The sequence below is a fragment of the Azospirillum melinis genome (assembly GCF_013340935.1).
Classification (GTDB): Bacteria; Pseudomonadota; Alphaproteobacteria; order Azospirillales; family Azospirillaceae; genus Azospirillum; species Azospirillum melinis.
Window position 1 is genome coordinate 22243 of the sequence record NZ_WHOS01000033.1, and the last position, 15143, is coordinate 37385.

At 66.8% G+C, this 15143-nt stretch carries 15 protein-coding genes; 9 read left to right on the forward strand and 6 right to left on the reverse strand.

Annotated elements, in window-relative coordinates:
- Positions 1-21: 21 nt before the first annotated feature.
- From GBZ48_RS22305 to GBZ48_RS22320, 4 genes are all read right to left on the reverse strand, one after another.
- The gene (locus GBZ48_RS22305) at positions 22-690 is read right to left on the reverse strand and encodes a methionine ABC transporter permease (protein WP_098736071.1); all 669 of its coding nucleotides are present in this window, start codon (positions 688-690) and stop codon (positions 22-24) included.
- Positions 668-1720 (reverse strand): methionine ABC transporter ATP-binding protein, encoded by a 1053-nt coding sequence (locus tag GBZ48_RS22310; RefSeq protein WP_174473019.1) that lies wholly within the window; start codon positions 1718-1720, stop codon positions 668-670. Before GBZ48_RS22310 ends, GBZ48_RS22305 begins: the two co-directional genes overlap by 23 nt.
- A 44-nt stretch (positions 1721-1764) precedes the next feature.
- Positions 1765-2544: a MetQ/NlpA family ABC transporter substrate-binding protein gene (locus tag GBZ48_RS22315; protein ID WP_174473020.1), complete on the reverse strand. Its 780-nt coding sequence runs from the start codon at positions 2542-2544 to the stop codon at positions 1765-1767.
- Between the two features lie 72 nt (positions 2545-2616).
- A complete protein-coding gene (locus tag GBZ48_RS22320) occupies positions 2617-2817 on the reverse strand; it encodes a hypothetical protein (protein ID WP_045583820.1) in 201 nt (66 codons plus the stop codon).
- Between the two features lie 492 nt (positions 2818-3309).
- On the opposite strand from GBZ48_RS22320, the gene hisG reads away from it, so the two are divergent.
- Genes hisG through GBZ48_RS22340 form a run of 4 tightly spaced genes read left to right on the forward strand, consistent with a single transcriptional unit; the run spans position 3310 to position 6384 of the window.
- Complete coding sequence (hisG, locus tag GBZ48_RS22325; protein ID WP_246307382.1) at positions 3310-4080, forward strand: ATP phosphoribosyltransferase; 771 nt, start codon at positions 3310-3312, stop codon at positions 4078-4080.
- Positions 4064-5368: a histidinol dehydrogenase gene (gene hisD, locus GBZ48_RS22330; protein ID WP_174473021.1), complete on the forward strand. Its 1305-nt coding sequence runs from the start codon at positions 4064-4066 to the stop codon at positions 5366-5368. Before hisG ends, hisD begins: the two co-directional genes overlap by 17 nt.
- Before the next feature lie 46 nt (positions 5369-5414).
- Positions 5415-5900, forward strand: a complete 486-nt coding sequence (locus GBZ48_RS22335; protein WP_098736075.1) for a UPF0262 family protein — start codon at positions 5415-5417, stop codon at positions 5898-5900.
- Between the two features lie 16 nt (positions 5901-5916).
- The gene (locus GBZ48_RS22340; protein ID WP_109450592.1) at positions 5917-6384 is read left to right on the forward strand and encodes an arsenate-mycothiol transferase ArsC; all 468 of its coding nucleotides are present in this window, start codon (positions 5917-5919) and stop codon (positions 6382-6384) included.
- A 124-nt stretch (positions 6385-6508) separates the two neighbouring features.
- On the opposite strand, the gene GBZ48_RS22345 is transcribed toward GBZ48_RS22340, so the two are convergent.
- Together GBZ48_RS22345 and GBZ48_RS22350 are read right to left on the reverse strand one after the other, a co-directional pair.
- The gene (locus GBZ48_RS22345; RefSeq protein ID WP_174473022.1) at positions 6509-7198 is read right to left on the reverse strand and encodes an SHOCT domain-containing protein; all 690 of its coding nucleotides are present in this window, start codon (positions 7196-7198) and stop codon (positions 6509-6511) included.
- Between the two features lie 54 nt (positions 7199-7252).
- Entirely contained in the window at positions 7253-8524 is a 1272-nt protein-coding gene (locus tag GBZ48_RS22350) for a hypothetical protein (RefSeq protein ID WP_174473023.1), read from the reverse strand.
- 681 nt (positions 8525-9205) lie between these two features.
- Between GBZ48_RS22350 and GBZ48_RS22355 the strand changes: the two genes are divergently transcribed.
- The 5 genes from GBZ48_RS22355 to GBZ48_RS22375 all read left to right on the forward strand — a co-directional run bounded on the left by GBZ48_RS22355 (position 9206) and on the right by GBZ48_RS22375 (position 15139).
- A complete protein-coding gene (locus tag GBZ48_RS22355; RefSeq protein ID WP_174473024.1) occupies positions 9206-11557 on the forward strand; it encodes a hybrid sensor histidine kinase/response regulator in 2352 nt (783 codons plus the stop codon).
- 111 nt (positions 11558-11668) lie between these two features.
- Positions 11669-12859 carry a lysozyme family protein gene (locus GBZ48_RS22360; RefSeq protein ID WP_174473025.1) on the forward strand — a complete coding sequence of 397 codons (1191 nt, stop codon included), beginning with the start codon at positions 11669-11671 and terminating at the stop codon, positions 12857-12859.
- A 157-nt stretch (positions 12860-13016) separates the two neighbouring features.
- Positions 13017-13235, forward strand: coding sequence for a translation initiation factor IF-1 (gene infA / locus GBZ48_RS22365; RefSeq protein WP_012977999.1), 219 nt, complete (start codon positions 13017-13019; stop codon positions 13233-13235).
- A gap of 25 nt (positions 13236-13260) precedes the next feature.
- Positions 13261-13893 (forward strand): Maf family nucleotide pyrophosphatase, encoded by a 633-nt coding sequence (locus GBZ48_RS22370; RefSeq protein ID WP_174473026.1) that lies wholly within the window; start codon positions 13261-13263, stop codon positions 13891-13893.
- On the forward strand, positions 13880-15139 hold the full coding sequence (locus GBZ48_RS22375) for a ribonuclease E/G (RefSeq protein WP_174473027.1): 1260 nt from the start codon (positions 13880-13882) through the stop codon (positions 15137-15139). The genes GBZ48_RS22370 and GBZ48_RS22375 overlap by 14 nt, the downstream gene beginning before the upstream one ends.
- Positions 15140-15143: the final 4 nt, after the last annotated feature.

The window sequence follows — 15143 nt, forward strand, 5'->3', positions numbered from 1 at the left end:
CTCCTCGGTTTCTTGTAAGGGTCAGGACTTCAGATTGCGTTTGTTGACGCGGCGGGCGATCAGGTCGCCCGTCGACTGGACGATCTGCACCAGCACGATCAGCACGATCACCACCGCCAGCATCACCTCCGGCAAGAAGCGCTGATAGCCGTAGCGGATGCCGAGATCGCCCAGGCCGCCGCCGCCGACCGCACCGACCATGGCGGAATAGCCGACGAGGCTGACCGCCGACAGCGTCAGGCCGGCGACGATGCCCGGCAGGGCTTCCGGCAGCAGAACCTTGCGGATGATCTGGAACGGCGTGGCGCCCATCGCCTGCGCCGCCTCGACCAGCCCGCGGTCGACCTCGCGCACAGCATTCTCCACCACGCGGGCGATGAAGGGGGCGGCGGCGACGGTCAGCGGCACGATGGCGGCGTTGGTGCCGATGGAGGTGCCGGCGATCAGCCGGGTGAAGGGGATGATCGCCACCACCAGGATGATGAAGGGGGTGGAGCGGGTCATGTTGACCACCGCCCCCATCACCTTGTTGAAGGCGAAATTCTGCAGCAGCTCGCCCCGGCCGGTGACGGCCAGCATCACGCCGATGGGCAGGCCGATCAGCGTCCCGATGGCGCCCGACACCGCCACCATCTGCAGCGTGTCGATCAGCCCCTTGATCAGCAGGTCAATGATTTGCGGGGAGAGCATGGCCCAACACCTCGACACCCAGATTGTTCTCTTTGACCAGCGCGATGGCGGCATCCACCTTGGCCTGGTCGCCCAGCGCCTCCACCACCAGCGTGCCGAAGGGCGCGCCCTGGATCTCGTCGATCTGGCCGTGCCAGATGTTCAGGTCCAGGTTCAGCTGGCGGCTGATGGCGCTGATGACCGGGGTGGTCGCCTTCGCGCCGGTGAAGGTGATGCGCAGCACCGGGTTGCTCCCCGGGCCGGGCTGGGGCGACAGCCGGTCGCGCAGGCTGTCGGGGATGCCGCGGTTGATGACGGGATCGACGAAGCTGCGGGTGGTCGGGTGCTTCGGGTGGGCGAAGATGTCGAAGACCGGCCCCTGCTCGATCACCCGGCCGCCTTCCATCACCGCCACCTTGTGGCAGATCTCCTTGATGACGGCGATCTCGTGGGTGATCAGCACGATGGTCAGGCCGAGCCGCCGGTTGATGTCGCCCAGCAGATGCAGGATCTGCGTCGTCGTTTCCGGATCGAGTGCCGAGGTCGCCTCGTCCGACAGCAGCACCTTCGGCTTGCTGGCGAGCGCGCGGGCGATGCCGACGCGCTGCTTCTGCCCGCCCGACAGCTCCGCCGGGTAGCGGTCGCGCTTGTCGGCCAGCCCGACGAGGTCGAGCAGCGGCTCCACCGTCTTGCGGATCTCCGCTCTGGCCATGCCGGCCAGTTCCAGCGGCAGCGCCACATTGTCGAAGACGGTGCGCGAGGACAGCAAATTGAAGTGCTGGAAGATCATGCCGATGGAATGGCGGGCCTGCCGCAGCTCCGCCGCCGACAGGGCCGTCATCTCCACCCCGTCGACTTTGACGCTGCCCGAACTCGGGCTTTCCAGCAGGTTGACCGTGCGCAGCAGCGTGGATTTGCCGGCACCCGACCGGCCGATGATCCCGAAGACCTCGCCGCGTTCGATGGAAAGGTCGATGTCGGCCAGCGCATGGACCGGAGCCCCGCCGCCGCGCGCCGCGTAAGTCTTGTGAATGTTTGTTAGCGTTATCATCTTTTAATCGGCAAAAGGGGACGTCCAGCGTCCCCCAGCCTCCCTCACCACGTCGGAATGATGGAACCGTTGAAGCGCGTTTCGATAAACTGCCGCACTTCGGGCGAACGATACAGCGCAATGAAGCGCTTGATCGTCGGGTCTTCTATGCGATCCTTGCGGACCGCCCACACCAGGTTCCACTTGGACTGGTCATCCTCCAGCACCAGGGCCTTCTTCGGCTCCAGCCCGGCCAGCACGGCATAGTTGAGGGTGATGACCGACGCATCCACGTCGTCGAGCGAGCGCGGCAGCTGGGCGGCGTCCAGTTCCACCAGCTTGATGCCCTTCGGGTTCACCACGTCGGCGATGGTTGTGTTGAGGCCGGCGCCGTCCTTCAGCCCGATCACGCCGGCCTTGGCCAGCAGGAACAGGGCGCGGGCGCCGTTGGTGGGATCGTTGGGGATCGACACCGAAGCGCCCGGCTTCAGGTCGGCCAGCGCCTTCACCTTGCTGCTGTAGACGCCCATCGGCACCACGACGCTCTTGGCGACGGAGACGATGTCGTAGCCGCGCTGCTTGACCTGATTGTCGAGGAAGGGCTGGTGCTGGAAGTTGTTGGCGTCGATGTCTCCGGCCTGGAGTGCCGCATTGGGCATGTTCCAGTCGGTGAACTCGATCACCTGCGCCTCGATGCCCTCCTTGGCGGCCAGCTTGGCGGTGAATTCCAGGATCTCGCCATAGGGACCAGCCGACACGCCCAGCTTCAGCGGAGCGGCAAAAGCGGAGGTCGCGGCGGTCAACAGGCCGGCGGCGACGGCCACCGACATCAGGATGCGCTTCATCGGGACTTTCCTCAGGATTTTCAGCAGCGGGCTATTGGGGCGGGTTTCTTGGCGGCGGGCTTTTATCGGGCATCAGCGGCGGCGGGTGTCGGGCAGCCGGCTGTAATGCTGGTGGGCGGCGCGCTGGGCCTGTCCGACATTGCGGAAGACGCGGCGGTCGAGATCGCGGAAAGCCCAATCGGACACGAAGAAGGTGAAGCCGCCGCGTTCGGCGACGACGATGCCGGCGGAGCGGCCCTGGACTTCGATGGCGTAGGCGTTGGCGTGGGACATGGCGGAATGCTCCCCCCAGATGGGTTTGGGCGCGCGGCCGGCCCTCGTCATGGCGGGGCGGCGGCGCAAATGCGTTCAGGACCCGATCGTCAGGATCGGCGGATGTGCGGGATGGGCGCTGTGTTTCCGGGCCGCGAGGTCAGCGGCAACACAGGCCCGAGCGCATCATGCAGGCCGAAAAAGCGGTCCGAAGCGCGGATGGGGGAGCGGAAACTCGCGATGTCATTCCGGTCTCTCCTTCTTGAAGAGGTCCACGACCGGTATCGTGGCGCTTTAGCGTTTGGTGACGCGGCGCAAGCTGCATTAGTCAAATTGCCGCGGGATGCCCGGCGGGGCGTCCATGGATTTTTATCTACCCTTTCGATGGAGTTTGGTCAAACCCATTTTTGCATTTTGTGTGAAATTTCACATTGAGCATATTTTATCCGTTAAATCTCGCAAGCGCGACAGTGACAGGTGACGGGCGCCTGGAATGTGCTATCTATCGCGTCGATGGTTCATCCGGGGCCGGCACACCGCCCCGGCGAGCGAAGCGAGGAGAGTGTTTTGTCCGCCGATCCCAGTCTCCAAGGGGTGACGGCCGCCGCGGTGGCCGCACCGGTTGACGACCAGCTGGTGCTGGCCCTGCCCAAGGGCCGCATCCTGAAGGAGCTGCGCCCGCTGCTGTCCCATGCCGGCATCCATCCGGAGCCGGCCTTCGACGACGACAAGAGCCGGCTTCTGCGCTTCGCCACCAACGTGCCGAACCTCAGCATCATCCGCGTGCGCTCCTTCGACGTGGCGACCTTCGTCGCCTTCGGCGCCGCCCATCTCGGCGTGGCGGGCAACGACGTGCTGATGGAGTTCGACTATCCGGAGATCTACGCCCCGCTCGACCTTGGCATCGGCGCCTGCCGCCTGTCGGTCGCCGAACCGGCGGAGATGCTGGAGAGCGACGATCCGTCGCGCTGGAGCCATGTGCGCGTCGCCACCAAATACCCGGAGGTGACCAAGCGTCACTTCGCCGCGCGCGGCGTCCAGGCCGAGTGCGTCAAGCTTAACGGCGCCATGGAACTGGCGCCGACGCTGGGCCTGTGCCGCCGCATCGTCGATCTGGTCTCGACCGGCTCGACCTTGAAGGCCAACGGGCTGGTGGAGGTGGAGCATATCGCCGACGTCACCTCGCGCCTGATCGTCAACCGCGCCGCCTTCAAGACGCGGACGACCGAGATTTCTCAGTGGATCGACAAGTTCCGGGAGGCGGTGAATGCCCGTCAGGCTTGATATTCGCGACGCGGACTTCGCTGCCGGTTTCGAGGCGCTGCTCCACGCCAAGCGCGAGGCCAGCGAGGACGTCCAGACGCTGGTCGCCGGCGTCATCGATCAGGTCCGCAGCCGCGGCGACGCGGCGCTCATCGACTACACCGCCCGCTGGGACCGCCAGACCCTGACCGCCGACACCCTGCGCATCGGCCGGGACGAGATCGACGCGGCGACGGCCAAATGCTCGGCGGAAACGCTGGAGGCGCTCGACCTCGCCGCCGCGCGGATCGAGGAGTTCCACCGCCGCCAGATCCCGGAGGTCACCGACTACCGCGACGCCGCCGGCGTGCGGCTGGGCGCCCGCTGGACGGCGGTCGGCGCCGTCGGCCTCTATGTGCCGGGCGGCACCGCCTCCTACCCGTCCTCGGTGCTGATGAACGCCCTGCCGGCCAAGGTGGCGGGTGTGGAGCGTGTCGTCATGGTGGTGCCGACGCCGGACGGGGCGATCAACCCGCTGGTGCTGGCCGCCGCCAAGCGCTGCGGCATCGACGAGATCTACCGCATCGGCGGCGCGCAGGCGGTCGCGGCGCTGGCCCACGGCACGGCGACGATCCGGCCGGTCGACAAGATCGTCGGCCCCGGCAATGCCTTCGTCGCCGCAGCCAAGCGGCAGGTCTACGGCCTCGTCGGCATCGACAGCATCGCCGGCCCGTCGGAAATCCTGGTGGTGGCCGACAGCCGGAACGATCCGGCCTGGATCGCCATGGATCTGCTGTCGCAGGCCGAGCACGACACCTCGGCCCAGTCGATCCTGATCACCGACGATGCCGCCTTCGCCGACGCGGTCGCCTCGGCAGTGGAGAAGCATCTGGAAACGCTGCCGCGCACGGCAATCGCCGGCGAAAGCTGGCGCGAGCATGGCGCCATCGTCCTGGTCGGCGACCTGATGGCCGACGCCCCCGCCCTGGTCGACCGGCTGGCGCCGGAGCATCTGGAGCTGGCCGTCGAGGATCCGGACGCGCTGGCGGCTAAGATCCGCAATGCCGGCGCCATCTTCCTCGGCCGCTACACGCCGGAGGCCATCGGCGATTACGTCGCAGGTCCCAACCATGTGCTGCCGACGGCGCGCAGCGCCCGCTTCTCCTCCGGCCTCAACGTGCTGGACTTCATGAAGCGGACGACCTTCGTCGCCTGCGACGCCGACAGCCTGCGGGCCATCGGCCCGGCGGCGGTGACGCTGGCGATGGCCGAGGGGCTGGAGGCGCATGCGCGCTCCGTCGCCCAGCGGCTGCCGGGTTACAAAGACTAAGAAGCGGCTTCTGGGAAGCGGCCACTGGCAAACGGGGAGGCGGGGCGTGACGACGGCAAAGGGCAAGCGGCGCATCACCCATGTGACGCTCGACGAGCGGAGTGTCGTCCGCCACAAGCCGGAGGTCGAGCATGAGCGCGCCGTCGCCATCTTCGACCTGCTGGAGGACAACGAGTTCTGCCCCTGCGACTTCACAGAGGACGGGCCGTACCACCTGCATCTGTCGATCGAGGACAACCGGCTGGTCTTCGACATCCGGCGCGAGGACAACAGCGAACTCGACCGGCTGATGCTGCCGATCACCGGCTTCCGGTCGATCGTCCGCGACTATTTCCTGATCTGCGAGAGCTATTACGCCGCCATCAAGCGGTCGACGCCGTCGCAGATCGAAGCCATCGACATGGGCCGCCGCGGCCTGCACAACGAGGGGTCCGAGATGCTGCGCGAACGGCTGGCCGGCAAGGTGGAGATGGACCTGCAGACCGCGCGCCGGCTGTTCACGCTGATCTGCGTCCTGCACATTCGCGGCTGACGGACCGGGCAAGGCCATGGCGGCGACCCCGGTCCTCACCCCTCTGCCGGTCACGAGCGTATTGTTCGCCTGTACCTACAACATGATCCGTTCGCCGATGGCGGCGGCGATGATGCGCCATTACCACGGCACCCGCGTCTATGTGGATTCCGTCGGCGTCCGCGAGGGCGATGAGGTCGACCCCTTCGCCGTCGCGGTGATGGAGGAGATCGGCATCGACCTGTCCAAGCACCGCTGCCGCACCTTCGAGGATCTGGAAGACACCAACTTCGACCTGATCGTCTCGCTGTCGCCGGAGGCGCAGCACCGCGCCATCGAGATGACGCGCACCATGGCCTGCGACGTGGAGTTCTGGAACACCTTCGACCCCACCCTGGTCGACGGCACCCGCGACGCCATGCTGGAAGCCTACCGTCAGGTCCGCGACGGCCTGATGGCCAAGATGAAGCAGCGCTTCCCGCTGTCCCGCGGGCCGACGGTGTAAACCACCCTCCGGTCGGCTTGCAGGCAGCCCGCCCGGTCCCGAACCCCGATCCAACAAGCCGGCCCGATCCGCATGGCAAGATCCTTATTCCGGATCGCCTTGCGGATCGCCGGATCGGCGCTCCTTACGATCCTTTGAGGATCGCCCGCCGACGCTCGTCATACTCCTGCCGGGTGATGATTTTGCGATCAAGCAGATCCTTGATCGTGGCGAGACGGGATGCTGGAGTATCGGCCTGCGGTGTCGGCGAGGGCGACGCTCCGGCCAGGAGAGGACGGGACGTTTTGGAATCGTAGAGGGTGTTCAGATATGCATCGAGCCCCGCTTCGCGCCCCAGAAGATCCCAGGCGAAGCCCCCCTGCAAGCATTTTCCCTGATAGAGGATGGCTCCTTTTCCAGAGAAGAATCCTTGAAAATTCTCGAACTCACCCTCGAATTTTAGAAGCTTTGCATTCCCACGATCTTCAAGGGTCGAATTTCCGATGATCCAATCTTTGACCCCCGAGATCCTCTTGAAGCTATTCTCGGCTTCCTTCTTGTCGATGCCAGTCAGATTGAAACTATCCCGGCATGCACACACGAAGGAGATCTGTTTCTCGCCGTCAATTCTCTTGAACAAAATGGCAAGGTCTCCAGCGTCGAGCGACGGCTGATACGCCTGTACCGGACCGCTGACGGAGGTCCTGACGAAACAGGCCGGCGGCAGGACGGACTGCACCGAGCCGGCATCCATGGTGACACCGCTTGGCCCCGCGCACGCGCCGAGCGCAAGGGTGACGATCACGATTGCCGCCATTTGCCTCAACTGACTCACCTTCACTCTCCTGCGGTTCGGAAAAAGGCGGCCCATTGCCACCGGCGAACCCGGTCAGTTTCCGGATGCCTGCGCGATTGCAGGAATGCGCCCGATGGCGGCAACGAGCTTGCCGATCGCCTCGAACCGCAGAGCATCGGCCGACGGCGGAGAGCCGACACTGCCGCAGAGGCGCTGCATATGATCGTTCGCTATGAAATCGGCGCGCTGGAGGCCGCCATACACATTCTGGATTCGGGTATTCGAACAGGAATGCCATTCGCGGGCCGCACGGTCCCGCACAAGCTCATCGACGGACGGCACGCCCTTCCCTGTCGCCTTCACCTCGAACGCATAGGAAAGCTCAACGCCGTTGGTGGAATACTCATAATGATACGAAGCATTCTGCGGCATCAAAAGAACCGCGGCGAGCATATTCACTTCAGTGTACCGGTAGCTGACGGTCTCCATTTTCGGCAGCGCAGTCCGTTCCTCCCATTGAAGCTTTTTGACCGACAGAGTGACCGCAGCGGGACCTTCCTTGACGAAGGTCAGGTTAGGAGACAACTGCCGAAGCTTCGGCATCGCGTCTTCCTCGATCAATCTGTCGTCGAAGGCAATCTTGACCACCACTTCCCGACGTGCGGTCTCTTTCGCAGCATATTGCGGGAACAGTTTTGCAGCCGTCGTCTTCAGATCCTGCGTGGACAGGTCGAGGTTCGGCAATTCAGCCTGGAGCTGCTTGAACTCCCGCGAGCCGGAGCCTGCCATCTCGGCACGCTCGAAAACCGCCTGGACGAGAGGTTGCGATTTGGGGCGGGAGCCGGGAGGAGGAGTCTTGCGCAGCGTCGCAATGGAGCGCTCGTAGATGACCTGCCGCTGATCGGGCTGTTTGAGGGACGGGAACTGCTCGGTGGGGTCGGTCAGAAGCCATTTCAGACGGCCATCCCTGTTCCCATCGGCGGCGGCGTCATCGGCTTCCTTACGGAGGGCTACGAGTGCATCGGGAGCAAGGGTGGAGGTGAAGCTCTCATAGCCAAGCCGGGTGACGATCTGGCTGAGATGGTCGGGAGACGTCGCCCCGCGTATCTCGGCGCTGATTATGCCGGGCAGTCCTGACTTGAACTGAGGGTTTCCATTGATGATTTCGGCGGCCTGCTTCGCACCAGGGCCAAACCCGGCCATATCACCGGAAATGGCTTGGTAGGCTCCTTTGTAATCGCCTTTTGCAACGAGCACTTTAGCTTCGTCGCGCCGTTGCGCCTCACGCCTTTCGGCCACGGTAGCGCATCCACTCAACAGCGCGATCAACGCAACAGCCGACACCGCCCTGGTGAACCCGAACATTCAAAGCCCCCACTGCCGCAAGAACGACAACCGTCCAGTGCAAACAGATTATTCGAGGTAGCTCCAAGAAGTCGAGTGCCGGCTTGAGCTTGCCACTGCGATATTCAGTCCGGACCGGAGATACCCGCTCAGTGACGCCTATCCGCCGACAAAAGCGCTGAAGCTTGTCCGCTTCGCAAAAGGTGTCTGCCGACAAAGCTCCACACCAGACCGATGAGAAAAGCCGGCCGGTAACCTCGCACCGGATCCTGATTTCGGCCCTGGTCAACCATTCGAGATGCGGCAAGCGCCAATGACTTCATCCATTTCATCCGCCACCATCACATCGAACCGGTGTCCGGCAGCGCTCCGTTCCCCGTCCGTGCCCGCATAATCCTACACCCGCTTTCCGTGTGCATGGCGGAAGTTCCCCTGACCCGAGGCCGGCGCATTGCCGCAAACATCCCCGAAGCACATCCCACCGGCCTTGACGACCGTCAAATGCTCGCACAGGCTCTGGTCTGTCGAATCGCCCACCACACGGGATGGTCGGTAATAAATTTGGTATTCTGCAACTTTTTGCGCGGCTCCGTGTTCACTTTGCATCCCCGCCAGTGCTATTGAGCTGTGTCATCGCAACGCGCCGCACGACGCCTTAGGCTCGGGGGCGTAGACGAACATTCCCGCGGAGAGCCGTCATCCATGCCTGCAGGTCCGATGCACCGCCTGCTCCGCGCCTTCAGCCCGCGCAGCCTGCGCGCCCGCCTGATGGGCGTGGTGCTGGCCTCGCTGGCGCTGCCGCTGGTGGGGGCGCTCTATCTCGCCGACCAGCAGCTCGACGACCACATCGACGCGGCGCGCGAGCTGGCGCAGCATCTGGCTGACGACGGGGTGGAGCGCCAGCACGACCTGATCGGCGAGGCGCGCAACCTGCTCGGCGTGCTATCGCTGGTGCCGGCCATCCGCAACGCGACGATGGATCACACCGACGCCTGCGTCGCCACCCTGGCGCCGATGCCGCGCCAGCACCGCTGGACCACCGGCGTCTGGCTGACCGACGCCGACGGCAACATCATCTGCGACACCACCGGCCCCGGTGCCGGCATCACCCTGCGGGAACGCGAATATTTCCAGCGCGTGCTGGACACCAAAAGCTGGGTGGTCAGCGATTTCATCATCGGCAAGCGCTCGCTCAAGCCGCTGATCATCGTCGCCAGCCCGATCATCGAGGATGGGCGGATCGTCCGCGTCATGGGCGTGGCGGTGGACCTCACCTGGCTGACCGACCTGGTGAAGGTGCTGAAGCAGCCTGACGCCCGCGTCATGGTGCTGGACCGCCACGGCGTGATCGTGGCCCGCCAGCCCGACCCGGAAGGCTGGCTGAACCGCAACATCGGCAACATGCCGCATGTCCGGCAGATGCTGAAGGAGAAGGACGGCACGCTGGATGCGGAAAGCGCCGACGGCCGCGGCCGGCTGTGGGCCTTCCGCCATTCGGACGAGACCGACACCGTTTTCGCCGTCGGCATGCCGACCGGGCCGATCATGGCGGAGGCCCGGCGCGATCTGTGGCAGAGCCTGGGCCTGCTCGCCATCGCGGCGCTGGTCAGCGTCACCGCCCTGTGGGTGCTGCTGCGCGCCTCGGTCCTGCGCTGGGTGTGGGAACTCGGCACCGCGGCCACCCGCATCGGCGACGGCGGCGGCGGCACCGTGATCGAGGCGGACCGCGCGCCCCATGAATTCCGCGTCGTCTCCCATGCCTTCAACAACATGTCGCGCCGCCTGAAGCAGCGCGAGCAGGAGCTGCGCTCCGCCATGGAGGAGGCGCGGGCCGGCAGCCGCGCCAAGGAGGAATTCCTCGCCACCATGAGCCACGAGATCCGCACGCCGATGAACGGCGTGATCGGGTTCGCGGAAATGCTGCTGGAAACCCCGCTGACCGCGGAACAGCGGCGCTACGCCTCGCAGGTGCGCGATGCCGGGCGGTCGCTGCTGACCGTCATCAACGACGTGCTCGACCTGTCGAAGCTGGAGGCGGGGCGGCTCGATCTGGTCAGCGTGCCCTTCCGGCTGGACGATCTGGCCGACCGCTGCGTCGCCATCGTCCGGCTGGCCGCGGAACAGAAGGGGCTGGAGTTGCAGACCAGCATCTCGGCCACCGCCCGCGGCTTCGTCATGGGGGACCCCGACCGGCTGCGCCAGCTCCTGCTGAACCTGCTGAGCAACGCGGTGAAGTTCACCGACCGCGGTTCGGTCCGCCTGACGGTGAAGGCGATCGAGGACAGTGGAAAAAGTGGAGGTCGCATCTGCACCTTCACCGTCACCGACAGCGGGATCGGCATCGCCCCCGAACGGCAGCGCGACCTGTTCCAGCGCTTCACCCAGCTGGAGCGCGGGCGGGGCGGCACCGGGCTGGGGCTGGCCATCTGCCGCCGGCTGGTGGAGCTGATGGGCGGCGAGATCGGCATGGAAAGCCAGCTCGGCACCGGCAGCACCTTCTGGTTCTCGCTGCCTCTGCTGCCCGCCGGCAGCGCCGCGATCCAGCCCGACAGCGCCATCCTGTCCCCTGTCGAGTCCGGCGGCACCGCCGCCCGCATCCTGCTGGCGGAGGATCTGGCGATGAACCGCGATCTGGCGGTGACCATGCTGACCAGGGCCGGCCATCAGGTCGATGCGGTGGACGACGGCGCCGCCGCGGTGGCCGCGGTGCAGGAACAGCCCTACGACCTCGTGCTGATGGACGTGCAGATGCCGGTGATGGACGGTCTGGAGGCCACCCGCCGCATCCGCGCCCTGCCCGGCCCGGAGAGCCGCATCCCGATTCTCGCTTTGACCGCCGGCGTGATGCAGATCGAGGTCGAGCGCTGCCTGCAGGCCGGCATGAACGCCCATCTGGCCAAGCCGCTGGAAAAATCCAAGCTGCTGGCCGCCATCGGCCGCTGGGCGCGCGTCGCGCATCCCGACGATCTGCTGACCGACGATCCGTTCCAAGGCGAGGGTGAGGATGGGGCCGGGGACGACACCCCGCGCCCACAGTTGATCGCACATCGCTGACGAGTCGGTGCTATAGTGCCTGCACCCGTCCGGCCATGCCCACGCTCGTGGGGCATGAAAGACGGGGATTTCTCCCGGCAGGCTCGGCCGGTCCGTAGCGAAGTGTGTGCCATGAAGGTTGCGCAGCCCCCTCTCGCCCCCGTTCCGGAGCGCAAGCCCGACGCTTCCCCCGCGCTCACCGACGGCAGCGTCGGCGAGCCGTCCTTCCGCGACACGCTGGTCCAGACCACCCGGACCGGCTCCGGAACCGTGCCGGTCGGCCGGCCGGCGAACGGCCAGAAGACCCCGCCTTTACCGGCCGCCAAACCGCCGGCCCCGATCCTGCTGAGCGACGGGACCCAGGTTCCCCTGCCGGCGGCCAAGCCGGTCACCCCCATCTGCCTCGCCGACGGCAGCATGGTGCCGGTTCCCGACGCAAAGCCCGAAGCGCCGGTCCTGCTGGCTTCCGACTCCGCATCCACAGAGACCGCAACGCCGCGCGCGCCACTGCCCGGACTGAAGCCGGCGGCACCGGCCCAGACCCCGCCGGCCCAGACCCCATTGGCCCAAACCCTGACACCCAGTTCCGCCAAGGTGGCGGAGGCGGTGAAGGCCGTTGCGGCCGAGGATCCGACCGCCACGCGGGTGCTGGTCGCCTCGCAGCAGGTCGCCGGCCTGTCGGGCCACAGCTTTACCGCCATCCTGGCCCAGGCGACCCAGGAAAGCGGGCTGGACAGCGCGGCGAAGAACAGCCGCAGCTCCGCCGCCGGCCCGTTCCAGTTTCTCGAATCGACTTGGCTCGACCTGTTCCGACGCCATGGCGCCGCCTATGGCCAGGGCGAGCTGGCCTCGCACATCCAGGTCCGCAACGGGGTGTCCAGCGTCAAGGACCCGGCGATCCGCCGCCAGATCCTGGAGCTGCGCCATGACGTCGACCTGTCGGCCGGCATGGCCGCCCGCTATCTGGCCGAAGGGCGCGAGGCGCTGGAGAAGCGGCTGGGCCGCCCGGCCAGCGAATCGGAAAGCCGCATGGCCTATGTTCTCGGCTCCGGCGGGGCGGCGAAGCTGATTCGCGCCGCCGAATCGACGCCGGGGGCGGTCGCCGCCGACCTGTTGCCCAGTGCTGCGAAGGCCAATCACAACCTGTTCCACGACAGATCCAGCGGCCGCGCGCTCAGTACTGCGGAAACCGTCGGCCGCCTGACGCGCCGCATGGAGATCGACCAGCGCGAGATGTTCGCGGCGATCGGCAAGGTGATGGACCAGCCGCGCCGCCTGGAAGAAGGCGGTGCATCGCCACTCAACCCCTACCAGTCGGTCTGACGGGACGCGGGTCAGGGGGCATTTCCGGCACGCAACGCGGGGCTGCCCCGCGCGAATGGCTGCGGCCGAACGCATCGGCGGTGGGAATCCCCCTTGACCCGGCGGCCCTGGAAGGTCAGTTATTGCCGCGAAACTATTAGGACGGACATAAGGGCCTATGGCAAAGGAAGATCTGATCGAGTTTTCCGGGACCGTCGTCGAATTGCTTCCGAACGCGATGTTCCGGGTGAAGCTCGACAACGATCACGAGGTTCTGGCGCACACCTCCGGCAAGATGCGTAAGAACCGGATTCGCGTCCTGGCGGGCGACCGCGTCAATGTGGAAATGACGCCGTACGACCTGACCAAGGGCCGCATCACCTTCCGGTTCAAGTAGCATCCTTGCTGCATCGCGGTTCCCCGTGACGATCCCGTCCAAGGCGCCCCGGCTGGTGCTGGCTTCGGCCTCGCCCCGCCGGCTCGACCTGCTGCGCCAGATCGGCATCGTGCCCGACGCGGTCGATCCCGCTGATCTCGATGAAACGCCGCTGCGCGACGAACTCCCGCCCCAGCACGCTCTGCGTCTGGCGGCGGAGAAGGCGTCGTGCGTCGCCGCGCGCCATCCCGATTCGTGGATTCTTGCCGCCGACACCGTGGTTGCCTGCGGCCGTCGCATCCTGCCCAAGGCCGAACGGGAGGAGGAGGCGCGACGCTGCCTGTCCCTGCTGTCCGGCCGGCGGCACCGGGTGATCGGCGGCATCGTGCTGCTGGTGCCCGGTGGGGATGGTCCCCGCCGGATCGACCGGCTGGTCCGCACCGACGTCACCTTCAAGGTGCTCGACCGGTCGGAGACCGACGCCTACATCGCGTCCGGCGAATGGAAGGGCAAGGCCGGCGGCTATGCCATCCAGGGCCGGGCGGGGGCGCTGGTGCGCTGGATCGGCGGCTCCTACAGCAATGTCGTCGGGCTGTCGCTGCACGAGGTTGCCGGCATGCTGCATGGCGCCGGCTTCCCGCACCCTCCGATCCCCCATCCGAACGATGAGCAGGCTTGAGCTGCTGGTCGACCGCGACGGCCCGCTGACGCGGGCGGCGGTGCTGACCGATGGCCGCCTGACCGACCTGCACATCGACCATGCCGGCCGCCCGTCGCTGCTCGGCGCCGTAATCCTCGGCCGGGTGGAGCGCATCGCCACCGGCCTGAACGGCGCCTTCGTCGATCTCGGGAACAGCCTGGGAAATGGCATATCCGGCCTGCTGCCGGCCGCCGACGTGCGCCGCCCCATCCTCGACGACGACCAGCCGCACTCCCGCCCCCAATTCAACTCCCATCGGCCTGGCGCCAAGCAGGCTCCCATCGGCGCGCTGCTGCGCACCGGCCAGCCGGTGCTGGTGCAGGTGAAGGCCGACGCCGCCGGGGCCAAGGGTCCGTCGCTGACGATGGACATCACCCTGCCCGGCCGGTTCCTGGTGCATGCCCCGCTCGGCCGCGACATCGCGGTGTCGAAGCGCCTCGGCTCCGGTCCGGAACGTGCAGCGCTGGCCCGCCGCATCGAACAGCTTGCCACCGGCACCGGCTGGATCGTGCGCGCCGGCGCCGCCCAGGTGTCCGACGCGCTGCTGGCCGCCGAATCGGAGGCGCTGCACCTGCAATGGCGCGCCGTCCGCGACGATGCCCGCGCCGGCTCCGCGCCGCGCCTGCTGCATCCCGGCCCCGACGCCCCCACCCGCGCCCTGATCGAGCAGGGAGCCGCCGCCCCGGACGCCATCCTGGTCGACGACCCGCCGCCCGCCGGCGGAATCAAAATCGGCGATGGGCCGCTGCTGTCGAGCTTGCGCGACTGGTGCGGCCACCACGCCCCCGACCTGCTGCCGCGCCTCGGCGGCCACACCGACGCCCAGCGCCTGTTCGATCTGCGCGACCTCGACTCTGCGATTGCCGAACTTCTCGACGTCCGGGTGCCGCTGCCGCTCGGCGGTTCGCTGGTGATCGAGCGGACGGAGGCGCTGACGGTGGTCGACGTGAATGCCGGGGAGCGCGGCAACCCCTTGGACGTCAACCTCGACGCCGCGGCGGAGATCGCCCGCCAGCTTCGCCTGCGCAATGTCGGCGGCATCGTGGTGGTGGATTTCGTCAACATGCGCAGCCGCGGCGATGCCGAGCGTGTGCTGGCTGCGCTGTCGCAGGCGGTGGAAAGCGACCCGGTGCAGACCCAGGTTTATGGCATGTCCAAACTGGGCCTGGTCGAACTGACCCGGGCCCGCCGCGGCACGCCGCTGGCGGCCCTGCTGCGGCCCTGACTGC